Raw genomic sequence first — 20,359 nt, 5'->3', positions numbered from 1 at the left:
TTATGAAATGGTTTAAGAAAAGAAAAGATAAGCAGCCCGATTGGATTACAGAATCCGAACGCCTGGCCATTATTGAAAAATCAAGCAAACAGGTATCCCGGGGAGTGTTCTTTGCGACAGTCATTATTATTACATCTTTTCTTCCTGTATTTATGCTCACGGGACAGGAAGGTAAGCTGTTTCACCCTTTGGCCTATACGAAAACTTTCATTTTGATCGTGGACGCGTTGCTTGTCATTACGCTGGCCCCGGTGTTGATATCCTTTATCATGAAAGGTAAGTTCCGCCCCGATCACGCCAATCCAGTTAACAGAGTTCTCGAACGTGTTTATGAGCCCGTCATCAGGGGGGTTTTAAAATGGCGCAAGACTACATTGGCCGTCAACATTATTGCGCTTTTGGTCACTATACCATTACTGGCCAGTCTTGGGTCTGAGTTCATGCCACCGCTGGATGAGCAAAGCATCCTTTTCATGCCTGTAACGCTGCCGGACATATCGAATTCAGAAGCAAAACGGATCCTGCAGGTACAGGACAAAATCATTAAATCAGTTCCTGAGGTCGATAAGGTATTGGGAAAAGCCGGAAGGGCAAGTACTGCGACAGACAATTCTCCGATCAGCATGATTGAGACGATCATCAAATTGAAACCAAAGTCCGAGTGGCGGGCCGGGATTACAAAAAAAGATATTATTACCGAGCTTGATGCTAAACTTCAGATACCGGGCGTGATTAACGGTTGGACCCAGCCAATTGTCAACCGGATCAACATGCTTTCGACCGGGATCCGTACTGATGTAGGTGTTAAAGTGTATGGCCAGAATTTGGATACCATCGCCAATGTGTCTGAAAGGGTTAAAAGAACGCTCGAAGGCACCGCAGGTATAAGTGATCTTTATGTAGAACCCGTGACAGGTGGAAAGTATTTGTCTATCAACCCAAGAAGAGAAGATTTAAGCCGTTATGGGCTTAATGTCGATGATGTAAACCAAGCCGTAGAATTTGCATTGGGGGGGGCACCGATAGGAAACACCATTGAGGGCAGAAAGCGGTTTTCAATCAGCGTCAGGCTTGCCCAGAATTACCGAAACAGCGTAGAAACCATCAAGAGGTTACCATTGATGTCTGCATCTATGGGTGAAGTACCCCTATCAGCGGTGGCTGATGTGGTATTTGAAAACGGTCCTCCGATGATAGCCTCCGAAAACGCCATGCTGCGTGGCGCAGTATTGTTCAATGTTCGCGGCCGTGATCTGGGCGGAACCGTCCAGGAAGCCATCGAAAAGATCAGTAAATCAAATGGCGTGCTTCCACCGGGTTATTACCTGGAATGGAGCGGACAGTATGAAAACCTGATACGCGGTAAGCAGACGCTTCTGTGGATTGCTCCGGTCGTGCTGCTAATTATTTTCTTTTCACTGTATTTCGCTTTTCATTCCCTACGCGAAGCGTTTTTAAGCCTGATCACTGTACCCTTTGCTTTGATCGGTGGGGCATATATGATCTATTTCTGGGGCGTTAACCTCTCGGTTGCAGTGGCTGTGGGTTTTATTGCTTTGTTTGGTATTGCCGTTGAAACCGGTATCGTCATGGTCATCTATCTGAATGATGCCATGCAGCAGCTGGTCACTAAAAAGGGGAATTCTGCTGAATCAATTACTGGTGATGACCTGCGCGAGTACGTAATCCATGGGGCAGTAAAACGTCTGCGGCCCAAGTTAATGACCGTGTGCGTTTCGCTGTTTGGATTGGTACCGGTACTTTGGGCCAACGGCGTAGGAACGGATGTGATGCAGCCCATTGTACTACCGATGATCGGAGGCGTGCTTACATCATCTACGCACATCCTGTTGGTAACACCACTGATTTTTTTAATGACAAAGGAGTATGAGCTACGTAAATACGGAAAATTACAAATCCATGATACACAGCATTAAATATGTAAAATGGTTAGTGCTGTTTTTGCTGCCGCTCACAAGTTGGGCACAGAAGCCGGTGTTTACACTGGATACTATTTTACAACGGATTGATAACAACAACCTGATGCTGCAGTCCTATGGACTTAAAGCGGACAGTTACAAACACAGTGGTGATGCAGCCACGGCCTGGATGCCACCTATGGTAGGTTTGGGGACTTTCATGACCCCTTATCCTAATCAAATGATCATGGAATCCCGCGACAAAGGAAACCTGATGCTGCAGATCGAGCAGGATATACCTAATCTGGCAAAGCTCAGTGCGAAAAGAAAATACATCGCTTCCCAGGGCAATGTGGAAAGGGCCAACCGTGATATTACCCTCAATACGTATAAGGCACAGGCAAAACGACTTTATTTTAACTGGCTCATTGCCCGTCAGCGTGTAAGCGTGCTTGAAGAGAATGAGAAAATTATGGTCATGATGAAGAAGATTGAAGAAGTCAGGTATCCCTATAACCAGTCACAACTCGGAGGGGTTTTCCGGGCTGAATCGAAAATCCTGGAAAACCAGAATATGATCCGTATGCAGGAAGGCGCTATCGGGAAGGCGAAAGGATGGCTTAATAGCCTGATGAATGTAGTTGGCAATCAAGATTTCGAAATTGACACTACATATAAACCCTCCTTCCAGCCAGCCATGTACTACGATACCGCTACGCTGGCTGACGTGCGAATGGATGTTTTTAAAATGAATGAAAGTATCCGGTCCATGCAACTCAATATCGAAAGCATGAAACAGCAGAAAAAACCGGATTTTAAGATCCGCTTTGACCATATGTACCCACTCGACGCCATGATGCCTAATGCTTACAGCGTGATGGGGATGCTTAGTATCCCTATTGCACCTTGGTCATCTAAAATGTACAAATCCGATATCAAGGGCATGCAGTTGAACATCCAGGGAATGCAAAAGGAACGTTCTGCGATGCTGGTGGAAACCCAGGGCATGCTTTATGGGATGCAGTCAGAGATCGAGTCCATGCAGACCAGGGTCAGCACCATGCAGGAAAAAATAATCCCGGCCCTTCAAAAAGCGATGGACGCTTACTTTGCCAATTATCAGGAGAATAAAGCCCAGTTGCCTGTTGTAATAGATGCCTGGGAAGCTTTGACGATGATGCAAATGAATGTGCTGGACGAGAAATTGAAACTCTATGAAATGATTGTGGATTATGAAAAAGAACTATATCGTTAGCCAGCTAATAGTGCTGTTACTGGCTACTGTTTTTTTAAGTGCCTGTGACAGTAAAACCCAAAAAGATGGGCATACGGCTCATGGGCAATCAGAGCAGTATACCTGCCCGATGCATCCGCAGGTAATTAGCAGCAAACCAGGCAAGTGCCCGATCTGTGGCATGGACCTGGTAGCAAAGGAGGCAAATAATGAACTGATCGTTGATACCAGCTTCAATGCACTGTTAAAGCCGGTGAATGCCCAGGTGATTGCCGCCATCCCACTGACCAATGCCGAAAGCGGCATGCGGATTTTTTCAGCGCAGGCACAAGGGGTTGTAACTTATGACAGCCGAAGCCAGGTCTCACTATCATCCAGAGTGGGTGGCCGTATTGAAAAGCTGCTGATCAAATATAACTACCAGCCTGTTAGGAAAGGACAGTTGGTGATGGAGGTTTATTCACCAGATTTGGCATCAGCTCAAAGGGAACTTTTAATGCTTAGTAACGATGAAGGCAGCCGGGATTTACTATCGAAAGCAAAACAGCGCCTGCTGCTGCTGGGAATGGCCCCGGGGCAAATTGAAGACATCATCAAGTCAGGAAATATCCTCTATAAGGTACCCGTATATAGTCCTGCCAATGGATACATCCTGGAACAATCTGCTAGCTTGCCTGCGGCAAGCGCGCCTATGCCGACACCTTCCGGCAGTGATGGCGCGGCAATGGATGGGATGGCTGGCAGTTCCGCTGCATCAGCAGCTCCTACTAGGCCATCGGCAGCGGTTTCGCCCGTCCTTTTGCGTGCCGGGCAATATGTTACAGCCGGACAAACCCTGTTTACTATTTATACCTCCCAAGGCCTGATTGCTGAATTCGCGTTATCATCAGCTATATCTTCCCGCATCAAATCAGGACAAAAGTTGCTCTTTTATGCGGGCAATGACAAAGAAACTATCGTCAGTGGCCAGATTGGCCTGATCCAACCGGTCCTTCGAAGCGGCGAGAGTTTCACCTTGGCCAGGGTTTATTTTCCGGGAAAAAACCTAACGCCAGGCCAACTGCTGACAGCAAACATTCCCATTGTTTTTCAAAATGGGCTATGGCTGGATAAAAAGGCGGTCTGGCAGACTGGCAGCAAATCTATTGTATTTAAGCGGCAGGGTAAAGTGCTGGTACCCATGAAAGTTAAAGCCGGGGCGGTTGTAGATGGGATGGTGCAAATACTATCTGATATCCAGGATTGGAAAGTAGCATCCAATGCGTCGTATTTGATAGACAGTGAGAGCTTTATTAAGGATAACAGTCTTGTTGAAAATTAAAATATGAAAAGAATCACATTTTTGAGGCTCGCCACTTTGGCATCTTTTACTCCTGGGATGCTTCTGATTGCTTGTCAAGATGATAAAAAGAAAAAGGCCGCAGAAGCCGGGCAGAAGACTTATACCTGTCCTATGCATCCACAAATAGTTCAGGACAAACCGGGTAGTTGTCCTATATGTGGTATGGACCTGGTCATCTTTGATAAAAGTAGTAAGGATGCCTCTATCACACTAGGTGAAAGTCAAATAGCATTGGCCAATATTACTACCATGGCAATGGGCAGCGGCCTTTTGTCGAATTCCAAAAGGCTCAATGGCCGGCTTGCTGTGAACCCTGACCAAACTGCTGTTGTATCCAGCCGCGTGGCAGGGCGTATTCAGGTGTTATATATCAAAGAAACCGGTGTACCAGTAAGGAAAGGACAGGCGCTTTATAAAATATACTCTGAACAGCTTTCCGCATTGCAGCAGGAATATTTGTTGGCATATGCCCAAATAAAACAGTTCCCTTCTGACACCCGATTTGAAGCCATCGAAAAGGCCGCCCGTCAAAAACTACGTTTATATGATCAAAGTGAAGAAGATATACAAAGCTTAACAGTAAGCCAGAAGCAGGAGCCATACATTACTTACCGGGCACCGATCAGCGGCACAGTATCTGAGCTCTCGGTAACAGAAGGTCAATATGTAAACGAGGGGAGCGCGATACTACGCCTTGAAGACTACTCTTCTTTATGGGTTGAAGCCGATATTTATCCGGCAGAAGCGGCCAGCATCCGAACAGGGCAAAAGGTACAGGTGCAAGTTACAGGCTGGGAAGATAAACCCCAGCCAATGCGCATCGACTTTATTGTTCCGGCAATTCAGAGTGGCAGCCAGCTGATGCAGGTCCGCGGAACGGTTCCAAATCCAGGCAGCCGGTGGCAGCCAGGATTACAAGCTAATTTGATATTACCGGTTACCGGAACGATTAATGCTATGACTTTACCTGTCGATGCAGTGATCCGTGACCCAAAAGGCGCGCATGTATGGATTGAAACGAAGCCTGGTACATTTCTGGCGCGAATGGTCTCTACCGGAATCCAAAATGCTGACCTAGTCGAAATAAAGGAAGGTATTTCCAAGGACGAGAAAGTGGTCGTTACAGGTGCTTATCTTTTATATAGTGAATATGTATTAAAAAAGGGATCTGATCCCATGGCGCTGCATTAACATGAATAACCAGTTTTTAACCATAAATTTTAGTAAGATGAAAAAAGTAACCAAATGGGCTCTGCCGGTGGCAATGATAGTATTTCTTTCAGCCTGCGGCAGCAAAAATGAAGAAGACAACACCAGTTCCCATCAGGATTCAACGGCCCATGAGCACCATGAAGGCATGGATATGGGTGGTAAAGAAACAAGTAAGGTCGTATTAAAAGATGATAAGCTTAATGCAGTTTACCAGCATTATATCCATTTGACCACGGCTTTAATCAATTCAGACACAGCAGAAGCAAAAATTGCCGCCAGTGCCATAGAAGCTGGTCTAGGCCAGGTTCCACAAGGATCCCAGGCCGCTAAAACAGCTTCTGAAATCACAGAGGCCAAAGACATTGAATCCCAGCGAACATTATATTCTGCGCTAAGTGATAAGTTTATACCCTTGGTTAAAAAAGCCGGGTTGAACAGCGGCGAACTGTATGTTGATTTTTGCCCAATGGCAAACAAGGATAAAGGCGGTTATTGGCTATCTGCCCAAAAAGAGATTAAAAATCCATACATGGGGGATAAAATGATTTCCTGCGGAGAGGTAAAGGAGACAATAAATTAACAGTGATATGTATTGGTTCAGGGCATGCCCTGAACCAATTTAACAACATTTAAAAACACTTCTGATGAAACTAGCCACTATACTACTACTATTATTGCTGCCCGCTGGGGAAGTTTTCGCGCAGCACCAACATGGTGCTGTATCAACCGTACCAACACCTGCTAAAAAACCATTTTTAGAAAACTCAAAAGGGGGCAAGGTCGAATACCACCTATATGTAAATGACACATTAGCCAACATCAGTGGGAAAAAAAATGTCTCGGCGCTTGCTATGAATGGTCAGATCCCTGCACCGACCTTAAATTTTACAGAGGGTGACACTGCCGTCATCCATGTCCATAATCTGATGCGCCATGAAACTTCAATCCATTGGCATGGCCTTCTTTTGCCCAACAAGGAGGATGGTGTACCTTATCTGACAACCGCCCCGGTAGAGCCAGGCGGACAGTACACATTTACCTTTCCCCTTATTCAAAGCGGGACGTTTTGGTATCATTCCCATACCATGCTCCAGGAGCAAAGCGGATTGTATGGTTCGATCGTGATTCAACCTAGAAAAAAAACTTATGAAGTAGACAAGGAATTTGTGCTCTTGTTGTCGGACTGGACAGATGAGAATCCTATGCGTGTACTGAATGCGTTGAAAAGGAATGATCCGGCTAGTGAGTGGTATTCTATTAAAAAAGGGTATGCCCAGAGCCTTGATAAGTTAATACAGCACAAAGGATTGGGCAACAGGCTCAAGAATGGCTGGAAACGTATGCCGCCCATGGACCTGTCTGATGTTTATTATGCAGCATTTCTGGCAAATGGAAAACGCAAAGAAAGCATTCCGGATTTAAAACCTGGTGATAAAGTTCGGTTACGTGTCATTAACGGTTCAGCTTCGACCTATTTCTATCTGCATGGCGGGGCAGGAAAACTGGAATTAATCTCATCTGATGGGATCGACGTAAAGCCAATCAAAATAGATCGGTTGCTGATGGGGATCGCTGAAACTTATGATTTTCTGTTGACTGTACCAAAGAATAAAACCATGGAGTTTAGGGCAACTGCCCAAGACGTCTCCGGATTTGCTTCTTTATATCTTGGGAAAGGAGATACGCTTTCTGCCGCACCCATTCCCAGGCCAAACGTATGGAATATGGATGAGATGATGATGAGCATGGCTGTTAATTTCCCGGATAGAATGAACCATTCAGCAATGGGCATGGGTAAAATGGACCATAGTAAAATGAACATGGAACCTTCCGAGAAAAAGCAGCCCGCTGCCAAACCGGAAAAGGGGCACGAAGGCATGGACATGGACAAAATGGACCATAGCAAAATGAACATGGAACCCTCCCAGAAAAAGCAGCCCGCTGCCAAACCGGAAAAAGGGAATGAAGGCATGGACATGGGCAAAATGGACCATAGCAAAATGAACATGGAGCCATCCCAAAAGAAGCAGCCTGCTGCCAAACCTGAAAAAGGGAATGAAGATATGGACATGAGTAAAATGGACCATAGCAAAATGAACATGGAGCCATCCCAAAAGAAGCAGCCTGCCGACAAACCTGAAAAAGGGCATGAAGGTATGGACATGAGTAAAATGGACCATAGCAAAATGAACATGGATGGGATGCAGATGGGTAAAACCGACTCGCTGACTATATTCAATTATGATTTATTGAGCTCGAAACAGAAAACAACCTTTGACAGCTCAAAGCCTGTCAGGACTGTCCATTTAAAGCTGACTGGGAGTATGTTCCGTTATGTGTGGTCTATAAATAACAAAGTACTTTCCCAAGCGGATAAGATTAGTATTAAAAAAGGAGAAGTTGTCAGGTTTGAGCTCGAAAATACCACGATGATGAACCACCCTATGCACTTGCATGGTCATTATTTTAGGGTGCTCAATAAGAATGGTGATTTCTCTCCCTTAAAACACACCTTGGACGTTCCTCCAATGACAAGCATTACGATAGAGTTCGATGCAACGGAAGAAAAAGATTGGTTTTTTCATTGCCACATACTTTATCATATGATGAGTGGAATGGCCCGCGTGGTAACATATGAGGGAAGTAGCCGTGATACTTCTCTGTCCAGATACCCTCTCAAAAATTTATTAAAGGAGGACAAGATGTGGTTTTTTTACGGCAGCATTGCAGCTAAATCGCATATGGCGGAAGCGAAGGCGAATTTTATTAATAGAAGTAGTGCTATCCGCTTTGAAGGGAATTATAACTATGGCTCTCAATATGAGGCCAATATCAGTTATGAGAGGTACATCGGAGACTGGCTGCGCCCCTATATTGGCTTTGGTGCTGTGAAACAACGGTACTACAATATATTCAACGGGGAGCAAACCTTCGAGCAGGATTTTGACTTGCCAGTGATTGGAGTTCGGTATACCCTCCCATTTTTCATCGATGCGGATCTGCGTGTAAACTCAAAAGGCCGTGTAAGGTTTGCACTGGAAGGGGAAGAATGGCTGCTGCCCAAACTTTTTTTTAACTGGCGTATTAACACAGATAAAGAATACCATCTGGACCTGGAATATATGCTTGGTAAATACATTTCCTTATCAGGGGGCTATGATTCCAGGTACAAACTGGGTGGGGGCTTATTAGTAAGGTTCTAATACGGTGATTTCTTAACAATGTGCCTGGATTTTCCTTTACGTTGGAATCCTGGCAGCGATAACAAGGTTAACGGGCAGACCAAAGATGTTGCTGCGGCTGCCCGCTCTAAGTGCGTTTAAGGCTCCTGTTTTTAAACAAAATCAAATCAATGGAAAATCACCACCACCACGAGCATCATCCCAAAAAGCCAGCGGAAACCATGCCTTCTATGACTGGATCTTCCCATGAGCACTACGCACCCACTGCGCAAGCTGATGAGCATAGTGACCATGACAAGCATGCAGGACATCACACCGAAGATTTTTTAAAGCGCTTCTGGATTTGTCTGGTCATCACAGTGCCGATCCTTTTACTATCGCATATGATCCAGCAGTGGGCAGGATTTAACTGGACGTTTGCAGGTGATCAATATGTGCTTTTAGCACTAAGTACTATTATATACTTTTATGGAGGCTGGCCGTTTCTTACGGGCCTTGTCAGGGAGCTAAAAAGCAAGAACCTGGGGATGATGACCCTGGTGGCGGTTGCTATTACTACCGCCTATGTGTATAGCGTTGCTGTGGTTTTTGGACTGGAAGGAATGGACTTTTTTTGGGAGCTTGCTACTCTGATTGATATCATGCTGATCGGGCATTGGCTGGAAATGAAATCGCAGATGGCAGCTTCGCAGGCCTTAGAATCGCTGGTTGCTTTGCTTCCTTCAATGGTCCATGTTGAAAAAGATCATCAGGTAACTGACATCCCATTAAAAGACCTTCGCAGCGGTGATATATTGCTTGTCAAACCCGGCGAAAAGGTCCCGGCCGATGGATTGATCCTGGAAGGTAGTTCTTATGTGAACGAAAGCATGCTCACCGGGGAGAGCGTGCCCGTCCAAAAGCAGAAAGACGATAAAGTTATTGGCGGAGCAATCAACGGCGATGGTGTTTTGAAAGTCCATGTTACCGGTGCAGGCAATGAGAGTTACCTGCAAAAAGTAATTGATATGGTCAAGACAGCACAGGGAGCTAAATCAAATACACAGAATTTAGCCGATAAGGTGGCGGGATGGTTAACGCTGGTTTCAATTACTGTCGGGGTCGTTACTTTCATAGTCTGGTACACAAGTGGGCAGAGTTTGGCATTTGCTTTGGAAAGAATGGTTACGGTCATGGTCACATCCTGTCCGCATGCGTTAGGGGTTGCCATCCCATTGGTCATTGCTATTTCGACTACCCTATCTGCAACGCATGGTCTTTTGATACGCAACCGTACTGCTTTTGAAAATGCCCGTAACCTTACCACGATCATTTTCGATAAAACAGGCACATTGACCAAAGGCTCCCATGAAATACAACAAATTATACCAATTGACGAGCTGTTATCAACAGATCAGATTTTGCAGTATGCTGCCGCAGTACAACAGAACTCGGAGCATCATATCGCTCATGGGGTCATCAGAAGCTTAAAAGAAAAAGGCTTGCAGCTCTGGGTGTCAACCGATTTCAATTATATGCAGGGCATTGGTGTGACCGGTACCGTAGATGGCAAGAAAGTGGTAGCAGCCGGACCTAATTATTTCAAGCAGGAAAACAAGCCGGTGCCCACTATTCCCGACCAGGTTGACCAGGCGACCGACACGGTGAACTTCATACTTGTTGATGGCAAACTGGTTGGCTTGATCACCTTCGCCGATAGCATCCGCGAAAATGCAGCCCAAGCTATCGCTGAACTGAAAAAGATGAACATTAAAACCTTTCTTCTTACAGGGGACAATGAGAAAATTGCGGAAGCAGTCAGCGCGAAGCTGAATATGGATGGATACCTGGCAAATGTGCTGCCCCATGAAAAGCAAGACAAGGTCAAAGAGTTCCAAAATAAAGGTGAGATTGTTGCCATGACCGGAGATGGGGTAAATGATGCACCTGCACTCGCGCAGGCAGATGTTGGCATTGCCGTTGGTTCAGGGACTGATGTGGCAGCTGAAACCGCTGATATCATCCTGGTAAACAGTGACCCAATGGATGTGGTGCAAATGATCACGTTCGGCAGGGCCACTTACAGGAAAATGGTACAAAACCTGGCTTGGGCAATTGGCTATAACGTCGTGGCCATTCCGTTAGCTGCGGGCGTTCTGTACCCTACTTTTATGTTGAGCCCGGCGATGGGCGCAGTTCTGATGAGCGCGTCCACGATTGTTGTTGCCATTAATGCAAAACTGCTTAGGGTAAATTAACTAGCTCAATGATGAAAAATCAGCATTTTGATAAAATAATTAAAAGTAGGTTGGAGTCTTTCCAGCCTGCTTACCAGCGCAGGGATTGGCTTGATTTAAATGACCGGCTGGATAGACATGAAAATAAAAGGCCCTGCTCGTCCCACACCATGTACCGCAATAAACGGAAGCGGTCAAAGCGAGATTAGTAGCATCATCAGTAATTTGCTATAACAACTCTCTTCTCAAAAAGTTAAATTCTAAAAACTATGCACATCTCGTAGTTAATTGTGTAATAAAATTTTGTGTGCTCGGACTTAGTTTTGTATAAACACTACAAGACGATGGAAGCACTCATTTCAGAAAAAACAAGCGCTAAAAAGGCTTCAAAAACTACATATATAAAGAAGACTTTTCCAGTCCTGGGTATGACTTGCGCAGCGTGCGCTGTAAGTGTGGAAAGCATACTTAAATCAGCCAAAGGGGTCCACGATGCCGGCGTAAATTATGCGAATCAAACAGCTTGGGCTGAATATGATCAGGCCATTAAGCCAGTTGACTTACAGAATCTAATCCGTTCTGTGGGCTATGATCTGATTGTTGATTCCGAGGATCCGCAGCAAGAGCAGCAAGATGCTCAGCTTAGGCACTATAAGCAGTTAAAAAAACGTACATTCTGGGCTGCCCTCCTTTCTTTCCCGATTGTCATAATTGGAATGTTTTTCATGGACACAATGCCTTACGGGAATTGGATCATGATGGCATTGTCAGCGCCCGTTGTATTTTACCTGGGACGCAGCTTTTTTATTAATGCCTTTAAACAGGCTAAATATGGTAAAGCCAACATGGATACGCTCGTTGCTTTAAGTACCGGGATTGCATTTGTGTTTAGTGCATTTAACACCATCTATCCTGAGTTCTGGCATAACAGGGGTTTGCATGCTCACGTATATTTTGAAGCAGCAGCTGTTGTCATTGCTTTTATCTCCCTGGGCAAACTCTTAGAAGAAAAAGCAAAGTCAAATACTTCTTCTGCCATAAAGAAATTGATAGGCTTGCAGCCTAAAACAGTCAGGGCTATTATCAATGGTGTAGAGCAGGAAATACCAATAGCGGCAGTAAAGGCTAATGATATCTTACTGGTCAGACCTGGTGAAAAAATCCCGGTTGATGGCGTTGTAACAGATGGAAGATCATTTGTGGATGAGAGCATGATCAGCGGGGAGCCTGTGCCTGTGGAAAAAAGTCAGGGAGAACAAGTCTTTGCCGGGACAATCAATCAAAAGGGTAGTTTTCAATTTAAAGCCCAAAAAGTAGGAGGTGATACGATCCTTGCCCAGATCATCAAGATGGTGCAAGAAGCCCAGGGAAGTAAAGCGCCAGTTCAGAAGCTTGTGGATAAAATAGCCGGTATTTTCGTGCCTGTCGTGATCGGCATTGCTGCGCTGACATTTTTAACCTGGATGCTGGTTGGATCAGAAAACGCTTTTACACATGCACTACTCACTTCTGTAACGGTGCTGGTCATCGCATGCCCTTGCGCACTTGGACTTGCAACGCCTACCGCAATCATGGTAGGTATTGGAAAGGGCGCAGAAAATAACATCCTGATTAAAGATGCCGAAAGCCTGGAATTAGGCCATAAAGTAAATGCGGTTATCCTGGACAAAACAGGGACGATTACTGAGGGCAAACCCGTTGTAACGGACATTTCCTGGACTGGAAATAGTGGTGATCCAAGGTTATACAAGCAAATCCTGCTCGCTATGGAAGCTCAATCTGAGCACCCGTTGGCAGAAGCGGTGGTGGCAAGTCTCAAAGATGAAAATGCCAAGGCGCTGCGTCTGGATAAATTTGAAAGTATAACCGGTTTAGGAGTAAGCTCGTCTTATCAGGGAGCCCAATACTATATCGGCAACCGGAAACTGATGGAGTTGAATAAGATCAGCATAAACAATCAGCTTTCCCTCGAAGCAGAAGGATGGCAGCAGCAGGCCAAAACAGTGATTTTCTTCGCAGACTCCCGACACGTAATGGCAATCATTGCCATAGCCGATAAAATCAAACTTACTTCCCGCCAGGCCATTGAAACGCTACAAAACCGGGGTATCCAGGTTTATATGCTTACCGGTGACAATACACAAACCGCAGCTGCGGTAGCAGAGCAAGTAGGTTTGAAACACTATAAAGCAGATGTGATGCCTTCGCAAAAAGCAGAATTCGTAAAACAGCTGCAAGCAGAAGGAAAAATTGTGGCTATGGTTGGCGACGGGATCAATGACAGTCATGCCTTGGCGCAGGCAGATGTTAGCATTGCGATGGGTAAAGGATCAGACATTGCTATGGACGTAGCAAAAATGACGTTAATCACTTCGGATCTGAACATGGTACCCAAAGCATTAAAGCTTTCTGCTAAAACAGTCAAGACTATAAAACAGAACCTTTTCTGGGCTTTTATCTACAATCTGATTGGTATTCCTGTCGCAGCTGGGCTTTTATACCCTGTCAACGGCTTCTTACTGGATCCCATGATTGCAGGGGCAGCAATGGCACTGAGCTCCGTTTCGGTTGTAAGCAATAGTTTGAGGTTGAAAACAGCAAAGATTTAGTATCAATAAACAAAGTTCAAGAAAAGTTCAAGAGTAGAATTACACATAATTTCAAATAAACAAATCAATGGAAACTCTAAAATTTAAAACCAATATCAAATGCGGTGGATGTGTGGCACAAGTTACACCTGGCTTAAACGAAAGCGCAGGGACGGGTAACTGGGAAGTGGATATTAATAATCCAGAAAAGATTTTAACGGTAACTGTCGACGGAAATGAGGACAATATCATCTCCGCAGTAAAAGGGGCGGGCTTTGCCATCGAGAAGGTTAATTAGGGTTCTTTTTTGGGGTGCCATCATTGTGCTAATGGCATAGTTTTTTAAGATAATTTGTCTGATTATCAGGCAAATTATTCTTTTATTAAACGACAACCCATGAAGACAACCTTCAAAATGTTAGGACTTGCGGTAGTAATGGCTTTGGCCACAGCATGTTCTGACGATAATGACGATGATAAAATCACAATTCAGGCGCACGACCAAAACCAGATGATGACGGTGATGCATGATATGATGGCCGAAATGGATATGATGAAGGTCACCCAGGATCCTGATATCGATTATGCAAGTATGATGAAAATGCACCATATGGGTGCAATTGAAATGGCCAAGTTAGAGCTGCAATCAGGAAGTAACGCTGAGATGAAAGCTATGGCCCAAGCCATTATTGATGCTCAACAAAAGGAGATTGCTACCTTGGATTCATTTCTAAGTACTGCTACGCCAACAACCATGAATATGGAGTTCCATATGAAAATGATGGAAGGAATGGAGCGTATGGAGAAACAATCTGATCTTCAGGTTATTAATGGCAATATCGATCAGGATTTTGCTACGTTGATGATTGGGCATCACCAAAGCGCGACAGAAATGGCCCAAATGCAATTGTTGATGGGAAAAAGCACTCAGCTAAAAACCTTATCAACTATGATTATCGAAGAGCAAAATAAAGAAATTGAAGCATTTCAAGCATTTTTACTAGCTAATAGAAGTAATTAATCTCTTATTAAAACATAAAAATTATGGCACATCAACAATTCAAACACTGCATTGATGCCTGCGTGGCATGTGCTATCGCATGCAGCCACTGTGCAACTGAGTGTTTAAAAGAAGAGCACGTAGGACATATGGTAAAGTGCATCCAACTTGACCTGGAGTGCGCAGCCATTTGCCGAAGCGCAGCCGAAGTGATGAGCCTTGGCAGCAGTTTCAGCGCTCACCTTTGCCGTGTTTGTGCAGATGCGTGTAATGCATGTGCACAAGAATGTGAAAAGCACGCAGAAATGGGCATGGATCATTGCCGCGAGTGCGCAGAAGCTTGTCGTAAATGTGCCCAGGTGTGCGAAGAAATGGCAACCTCGGTTTAACTAGAATTCCAGAAAATAATTTTAAAGGGTAATCACTATGGTTACCCTTTTTTTATTTGCAACTTGAAGTGAACAATATGACTATAAGCAATTGAATATGTGATTATTATCATGCTTTTTATTTGTTACGCCAAATAAATTTACTAAAATTTTAAAAATGACAATCAAATGAAAAAGAACCAATTTATCTTCCTTTTGGCATTTCTGTTTTTTGCAATTGGAAATGTATATTCACAAAATTACAAACAGCCAATACCCTCAATTGATGCGCAGGGTAAAGTCACTGATGCAAAAGGAAAGCACATTGGCTGGGTTACCAGCGACGGAATTATAAAAGATGCTGCCGGAGTTAAAATTGCCCACATCGATGATAAGGGAAATGCTGTTGATGCAACGGGAAAAAATCTTGGTAAAGCCTCAAAAAACGGCACCTATCTGTATCATGTTAAAAGCGGGGCGAGTGACAGTTTAACAGTATCTGTTCCCATGAATGGGATTTGTGAAGTCAAAGATAAAAATGGCAAAACAGTTCTTCTTCTTCATGAAAATTACAAGCAATATGGAGCCTGCGCTATGCACTGTCTTCAGATGAAAAGCGAGCACAAGGATATGAAAATGAAGTGACGATGGTGTTATCCGTACTTTGTGGAAGTGTGGGATAACATTTTAGCTCCAAAAGAGAGGTAATCAGTTTTCCACCTTACAAAGATGATTAATCATCAATAAAACACAACATTATGAACATATCAGTTTTAAATAACCTAAAAAGAACTTTGGTTTCAGGTAATAAACCTCCTACAAAGTATAAGAGTACGCCAAGAATGATTGGCTTTCTCATCATCTTATTTGCACCTTTTTTCATCGCCAGCTGCAATAGTACTGATAGTACAGGTAATGCTAAAACGACAGACTCTGCCGCCCAAACAAATGTGAAAAGTGATGATGATACAGGCGTAGATACAATTTATAGAGGAATGGAAATGGTAAAAGCCGGCAACGATATGGTAAATAAGGGCGAAAGAGCCAATGACAGAACGATGACTAGTAGTGGGATAGCACTAATGGACAAAGGGATAGAAATGGTAAAAGCCGGGCGGAGTTCCATTAATAGTCCTGAACACGAAAATGAAGACATGGATCATAAGATGCCAATGGGTGATAGTATAAAAAAGACAGCAGGAAAAGATATGGATATGAGCGACAACGGAATGATTATGATTCATCAGGGATTAGATGTGGCAAAGTCTGGCAAAATGATGACCCAGCATGCACAAAAAAACAAGGATAAGCCGATGATGCAAACCGGTATGGTTATGATCGATAAAGGGATGGACATGATTACCATGGGTAAAGAAATGATGGGAAAAGTAAGCGGTGCCATGGTCGATAAACCCATGGCTGATGATATGGATATGATGGATAAAGGCATGGATATGATGGATATGGGCAAAGCTATGACAGGCAAGGCTATGGGGCCAGCAGATAAGCCCATGATGGATGATGAGATGGATAAAGGTATGGATATGATGGACAAAGGTATGGACATGATGGGGATGGGTGCAGATAAGATGAAAAAAGACAAAAAACCAATGCCCATGATGGATGATATGTAATAATTGATATGATATAAATATTTGATTATGAAATTGTCCTCTTTTGTGAATTCTATTGCTTTTGTGGTTACAATTTCAATAATAGCATTTGCAGCTATTGCTCAAACTCCTGATGAGCATGCAAGCCACCATCCCGACAAAGCAACAGCTGATACCAGTGCTTCAAAAAATAAGATGGCAACTGCAAAAGATGCAGGCGCTGCAATGAAGGATACAGGTGCTGGTAATATGGCTGGTGGTATGGGAGATGGCATGGGCGATATGATGAAGGGAATGGGCAAGCCTACCAATAAGGAAATGTATCCCGTGCTGATGCAGGCAAATGAGCTAACTCCGGAAAAACGCAGAGAAATAAACCAGTTAGCAAATAAGCAAATTACCGAAGGCAATGCCATGCTGAATGTAGGTTTAAAGCAACTTTCAGGTGCCACCCGTTTGCAAGATTTGCAAGCTATGAAAGAAGCAAACCAACAAATACGCCGCGGGCAAATAATAATGGAAAGCGGCCTGGAAGGCCAACGGTCATTAGCAGAAAATATTGACCCCCGCCTTACCGCTTTACAATGGTTTAACCGGGAAATGAATCTTAAGACCATCGAAAATGCAAAGAAGCACAGTTTTATGGGGCTTTCCTGGTTTCATTATATTACCATGTTTTTGCTCACTGCGTTTGCAGTAACGATGGTTTGGATGTATTTCCATAAAATGAAACGTGCCAATGAGCTTGTTGAAAAATTATCTGGCAATTCAAAAAACAATGTACCACCACCAGGTTCTGATAAATCAGGTGCAGCACCTCCCTCAGACAAACCTGGCGCTAATACAGCTATTCCCCCTGATAAAGCCGGAGCAACACCTGCTGTAAATCCTGCTAATGCACCATCAAAACCAAATTCATGGACAGGAACTTTACTCGTTGCAGAAATTTTTGTAGAAACCCCGAATGTAAAAACCTACCGCCTTACAGATCCAGCAGGTAAAAAGCTTCCCTTTAATTTTTTTCCTGGTCAATTTATTACAGTAACTATTAATCCAGCGGGTGTACCTGTAAAACGTTCGTACACGATTGCTTCCTCACCTACACATACAGAGTATTGCGAAATAACGGTGAAGCACGAAGAAAAGGGAACTGTTTCCCATTATATGCACAATGAAGTTCATATTGGAGAGTTAATGCAGTTTACTGCCCCTTCTGGCAAATTTACTTTTACAGAAACGCATGCGGACAGTGCCGTATTCATTGGGGGTGGCGTAGGATTAACGCCAATGATGAGTGCTGTGCGTTATTTGACAGACCACTCCTGGAAAGGTGAAATTTATTTTTTCTTGACTTGTAAGAATGAAAGCAGTATAATTTTCCGTGAAGAATTATTGTACCTACAAAAACGCTACCCTAATCTACATGTGTTTTTTGTACTTAGCCAACAACAAGGCGCGGCCGGGGTTGACTTTATTCCCGGTCATATCACGAAAGAAATAATAGCGGAACGGGTGCCCGACATTGCAACCCGCATGATTCACATTTGCGGGCCAAAGCCCATGATGGATGCGGTAAAGCTAATGATGGATTCGTTAAAAGTGCCGAAGGAAAATGTCATGCTAGAGATCTTTGCAGGCCCGCCTGTAACTAAAACTACGCCACAGTCAGTCTTGCCCCCTGTAAGACCATTAGAAGAAAATCAAGCAGGACAAGCAGTTGCCACACCTGGAGAAGAAGAAACGGCAATTCAAGAAAATGAGAACCCTGTTTTGCCTCAGGAAGGCACAGGTGGGGTGGTCACTTTTACAAAATCAAATAAGACAGCAATACTTACGGCGGATAAATCAATACTCGAAGCCTCGGAAGATGCCGGCATAAACATTGATTATTCCTGCCGCGTCGGAACATGCGGTGTGTGTAAAATAACATTGATTTCAGGTAAAGTAACCATGGATATAAAAGATGCGTTGACAGAGGATGAGAAGGCACAAAATATAATTTTGGCTTGTCAAGCAAAGGCTACTGAAGCTGTGTCAGTTGATGCTTAAATTTTTACGAAGGGAATACATAAATGAAACGGGAACGCACCATTATGGTCTCAATGCTTATACTACAACTTATTTTGTGGTTAGGCTTTCTGGTGCATCAGTCTCCACGGTTTGCAGGTAGCCTTACCGGTGGTATATTGGCAATTACTGCTGCATTGCTGATGATTGTGCCCCCGCTTTTATATTCCGCCACCAAACGACTACCTTATATTAAAGAAAAAATTACAAAGCACATTTCGACCGGCGTGTTACTTAACTGGCATGTTTATACAAGCATTGTTGGAGCCATTTTTGCTATAATCCACACGGGCCACCGCTTCGAAAGCAATCTGGGTATATGGCTCACCGCAATAATGATGCTTACGGTATTATGTGGTTTTATAGGCAGGTATTTTCTTACTTATTCATCAAAAGAAATTAATGAAAAACAAGCTGAACTAAATCTTTTGGCTACACAATACAACCAATTGATTAGTGAGATAAGTAAGCAATCAGAAGCGACGCATGTTGTTGACAGCAATTTGATAGGCCGAGCTTTTAACAGCTTTGTCGGTACCGGAAGTATTGCAAGGGACCCGAAATCTCTGCTATCGCACCAAGCATTATATTTAGCTGAGTCGATTGCCGACCTTGAATATGCCATCAAAACACACGAATTGCTAAAACGGAGAACAGCCAGATGGTTGAAAATCCATATCATAACTTCTTCTATATTTTACATTTTGCTTATACTGCACATTTGGTCAGCCATTTATTTTGGGTTAAGATATCTTAGATGAAAAAAATACTAGGCATACTTATCCTTATATTTTACATAGCGGTAGTTTCTCACTACGGCAGTTTCAATTTTGCAGAAAAAAATAGCTGGCAATCACAAGCAAGTCCCGGCAAATTGTCTTCTGCCCATGAAACACTTTCGGCCAATTGTGCAACCTGCCACACACCAACAATGGGTGTCGACAATGCAAAATGTATTTCCTGCCATGGCGATAACGAGGTATTACTAGATCGGCAGCCCACTGCTTTTCATGGTGTAATCGGCAATTGCTCCTCCTGCCATATTGAACACCAGGGCTTAGACGCAAATTTGCGGGTAATGGACCATAAGGCGTTGGCCGTTATTGGTGAAAAAATAATTGGCAATGGACAAAAATTTTTTCAATTAGATAAGTCAATCATACCGGCTGACCACCCGCTCGTTTCAGATCAAATTGCAAAACTAAATTGTGCGACCTGCCACGGCACAAAAGATAAGCATCTTGGTTTGATGGGCGATAACTGTGCATCCTGCCATGCTGCTACCCAGTGGACAATTCCTGAGTTCCAACACCCATCGGTACTTTCTATTAATTGTTCCCAATGCCACCAAGCCCCGCCCAGCCACTATATGATGCACTTCGAAATGGTTTCTAAAAAAGTTGCCGCTCGGAGCAATGAGACAGGAAATGGTTGTTGCGAAGCTGTTTTAGTCAATCAATGTTATTCTTGTTGGATATTCCGGAGTATGTTGGTTCTTCCCCAATTTTGGTGGTATGTATGTGCATTGTAAATTACCATTTAGGCGTTCAGACTTATCATGGATGCCACTTGTCTGATTTTTCCTTCTTCCGCTGAAACATTTAAGGTAACAGCCCTT

16 protein-coding genes are annotated in these 20,359 nt (G+C 43.8%); all 16 read left to right on the top strand.

What is annotated here, in order from left to right; genetic code table 11:
- The first annotated feature begins 2 nt into the window (after positions 1 to 2).
- Positions 3 to 1,937: an efflux RND transporter permease subunit gene (locus FEM33_RS11175; RefSeq protein ID WP_139012114.1), complete on the top strand. Its 1,935-nt coding sequence runs from the start codon at positions 3 to 5 to the stop codon at positions 1,935 to 1,937.
- Complete coding sequence (locus tag FEM33_RS11170; protein WP_201747732.1) at positions 1,921 to 3,174, top strand: TolC family protein; 1,254 nt, start codon at positions 1,921 to 1,923, stop codon at positions 3,172 to 3,174. Before FEM33_RS11175 ends, FEM33_RS11170 begins: the two co-directional genes overlap by 17 nt.
- A complete protein-coding gene (locus FEM33_RS11165) occupies positions 3,152 to 4,474 on the top strand; it encodes a heavy metal-binding domain-containing protein (RefSeq protein WP_139012112.1) in 1,323 nt (440 codons plus the stop codon). Before FEM33_RS11170 ends, FEM33_RS11165 begins: the two co-directional genes overlap by 23 nt.
- 3 nt (positions 4,475 to 4,477) lie before the next feature.
- On the top strand, positions 4,478 to 5,686 hold the full coding sequence (locus FEM33_RS11160; RefSeq protein ID WP_139012111.1) for an efflux RND transporter periplasmic adaptor subunit: 1,209 nt from the start codon (positions 4,478 to 4,480) through the stop codon (positions 5,684 to 5,686).
- A gap of 37 nt (positions 5,687 to 5,723) precedes the next feature.
- A complete protein-coding gene (locus FEM33_RS11155) occupies positions 5,724 to 6,287 on the top strand; it encodes a DUF3347 domain-containing protein (protein ID WP_161597105.1) in 564 nt (187 codons plus the stop codon).
- Between the two features lie 64 nt (positions 6,288 to 6,351).
- Positions 6,352 to 8,910 (top strand): multicopper oxidase domain-containing protein, encoded by a 2,559-nt coding sequence (locus FEM33_RS11150; RefSeq protein ID WP_139012109.1) that lies wholly within the window; start codon positions 6,352 to 6,354, stop codon positions 8,908 to 8,910.
- Between the two features lie 149 nt (positions 8,911 to 9,059).
- Entirely contained in the window at positions 9,060 to 11,126 is a 2,067-nt protein-coding gene (locus FEM33_RS11145; RefSeq protein ID WP_139012108.1) for a copper-translocating P-type ATPase, read from the top strand.
- 323 nt (positions 11,127 to 11,449) lie between these two features.
- On the top strand, positions 11,450 to 13,714 hold the full coding sequence (locus FEM33_RS11140) for a heavy metal translocating P-type ATPase (protein WP_139012107.1): 2,265 nt from the start codon (positions 11,450 to 11,452) through the stop codon (positions 13,712 to 13,714).
- Between the two features lie 67 nt (positions 13,715 to 13,781).
- Positions 13,782 to 13,991, top strand: a complete 210-nt coding sequence (locus tag FEM33_RS11135; RefSeq protein WP_131962164.1) for a heavy-metal-associated domain-containing protein — start codon at positions 13,782 to 13,784, stop codon at positions 13,989 to 13,991.
- Positions 13,992 to 14,090: 99 nt separating this feature from the next.
- Positions 14,091 to 14,714 (top strand): DUF305 domain-containing protein, encoded by a 624-nt coding sequence (locus FEM33_RS11130; RefSeq protein WP_139012106.1) that lies wholly within the window; start codon positions 14,091 to 14,093, stop codon positions 14,712 to 14,714.
- 23 nt (positions 14,715 to 14,737) lie between these two features.
- Complete coding sequence (locus FEM33_RS11125) at positions 14,738 to 15,082, top strand: four-helix bundle copper-binding protein (protein WP_139012105.1); 345 nt, start codon at positions 14,738 to 14,740, stop codon at positions 15,080 to 15,082.
- Between the two features lie 168 nt (positions 15,083 to 15,250).
- Entirely contained in the window at positions 15,251 to 15,706 is a 456-nt protein-coding gene (locus FEM33_RS11120) for a DUF3659 domain-containing protein (RefSeq protein ID WP_139012104.1), read from the top strand.
- A gap of 113 nt (positions 15,707 to 15,819) precedes the next feature.
- Positions 15,820 to 16,695, top strand: coding sequence for a hypothetical protein (locus FEM33_RS11115; protein WP_139012103.1), 876 nt, complete (start codon positions 15,820 to 15,822; stop codon positions 16,693 to 16,695).
- 27 nt (positions 16,696 to 16,722) lie between these two features.
- On the top strand, positions 16,723 to 18,723 hold the full coding sequence (locus FEM33_RS11110) for a 2Fe-2S iron-sulfur cluster-binding protein (RefSeq protein ID WP_139012102.1): 2,001 nt from the start codon (positions 16,723 to 16,725) through the stop codon (positions 18,721 to 18,723).
- A gap of 23 nt (positions 18,724 to 18,746) precedes the next feature.
- The gene (locus FEM33_RS11105; protein WP_139012101.1) at positions 18,747 to 19,502 is read left to right on the top strand and encodes a hypothetical protein; all 756 of its coding nucleotides are present in this window, start codon (positions 18,747 to 18,749) and stop codon (positions 19,500 to 19,502) included.
- On the top strand, positions 19,499 to 20,272 hold the full coding sequence (locus tag FEM33_RS11100; RefSeq protein ID WP_139012100.1) for a cytochrome c3 family protein: 774 nt from the start codon (positions 19,499 to 19,501) through the stop codon (positions 20,270 to 20,272). Before FEM33_RS11105 ends, FEM33_RS11100 begins: the two co-directional genes overlap by 4 nt.
- Positions 20,273 to 20,359 lie beyond the last annotated feature (87 nt).

It is taken from the genome of Dyadobacter flavalbus (assembly GCF_006149045.1).
In the GTDB taxonomy this organism is placed as follows: Bacteria; Bacteroidota; Bacteroidia; order Cytophagales; family Spirosomataceae; genus Dyadobacter; species Dyadobacter flavalbus.
The sequence above is the reverse complement of the archived record's forward strand: the minus strand, read 5'-3'. Positions and strand labels throughout refer to the sequence as shown.

Excerpts from the sequence above, each read along its gene's own strand:
- FEM33_RS11175 (WP_139012114.1), top strand. The coding sequence starts at position 3 with ATGAAATGGTTTAAGAAAAGAAAAGATAAGCAGCCCGATTGGATTACA.
- FEM33_RS11170 (WP_201747732.1), top strand. The coding sequence starts at position 1,921 with ATGATACACAGCATTAAATATGTAAAATGGTTAGTGCTGTTTTTGCTG.
- FEM33_RS11165 (WP_139012112.1), top strand. The coding sequence starts at position 3,152 with ATGAAAAAGAACTATATCGTTAGCCAGCTAATAGTGCTGTTACTGGCT.
- FEM33_RS11160 (WP_139012111.1), top strand. The coding sequence starts at position 4,478 with ATGAAAAGAATCACATTTTTGAGGCTCGCCACTTTGGCATCTTTTACT.
- FEM33_RS11155 (WP_161597105.1), top strand. The coding sequence starts at position 5,724 with ATGAAAAAAGTAACCAAATGGGCTCTGCCGGTGGCAATGATAGTATTT.
- FEM33_RS11150 (WP_139012109.1), top strand. The coding sequence starts at position 6,352 with ATGAAACTAGCCACTATACTACTACTATTATTGCTGCCCGCTGGGGAA.
- FEM33_RS11145 (WP_139012108.1), top strand. The coding sequence starts at position 9,060 with ATGGAAAATCACCACCACCACGAGCATCATCCCAAAAAGCCAGCGGAA.
- FEM33_RS11140 (WP_139012107.1), top strand. The coding sequence starts at position 11,450 with ATGGAAGCACTCATTTCAGAAAAAACAAGCGCTAAAAAGGCTTCAAAA.
- FEM33_RS11135 (WP_131962164.1), top strand. The coding sequence starts at position 13,782 with ATGGAAACTCTAAAATTTAAAACCAATATCAAATGCGGTGGATGTGTG.
- FEM33_RS11130 (WP_139012106.1), top strand. The coding sequence starts at position 14,091 with ATGAAGACAACCTTCAAAATGTTAGGACTTGCGGTAGTAATGGCTTTG.
- FEM33_RS11125 (WP_139012105.1), top strand. The coding sequence starts at position 14,738 with ATGGCACATCAACAATTCAAACACTGCATTGATGCCTGCGTGGCATGT.
- FEM33_RS11120 (WP_139012104.1), top strand. The coding sequence starts at position 15,251 with ATGAAAAAGAACCAATTTATCTTCCTTTTGGCATTTCTGTTTTTTGCA.
- FEM33_RS11115 (WP_139012103.1), top strand. The coding sequence starts at position 15,820 with ATGAACATATCAGTTTTAAATAACCTAAAAAGAACTTTGGTTTCAGGT.
- FEM33_RS11110 (WP_139012102.1), top strand. The coding sequence starts at position 16,723 with ATGAAATTGTCCTCTTTTGTGAATTCTATTGCTTTTGTGGTTACAATT.
- FEM33_RS11105 (WP_139012101.1), top strand. The coding sequence starts at position 18,747 with ATGAAACGGGAACGCACCATTATGGTCTCAATGCTTATACTACAACTT.
- FEM33_RS11100 (WP_139012100.1), top strand. The coding sequence starts at position 19,499 with ATGAAAAAAATACTAGGCATACTTATCCTTATATTTTACATAGCGGTA.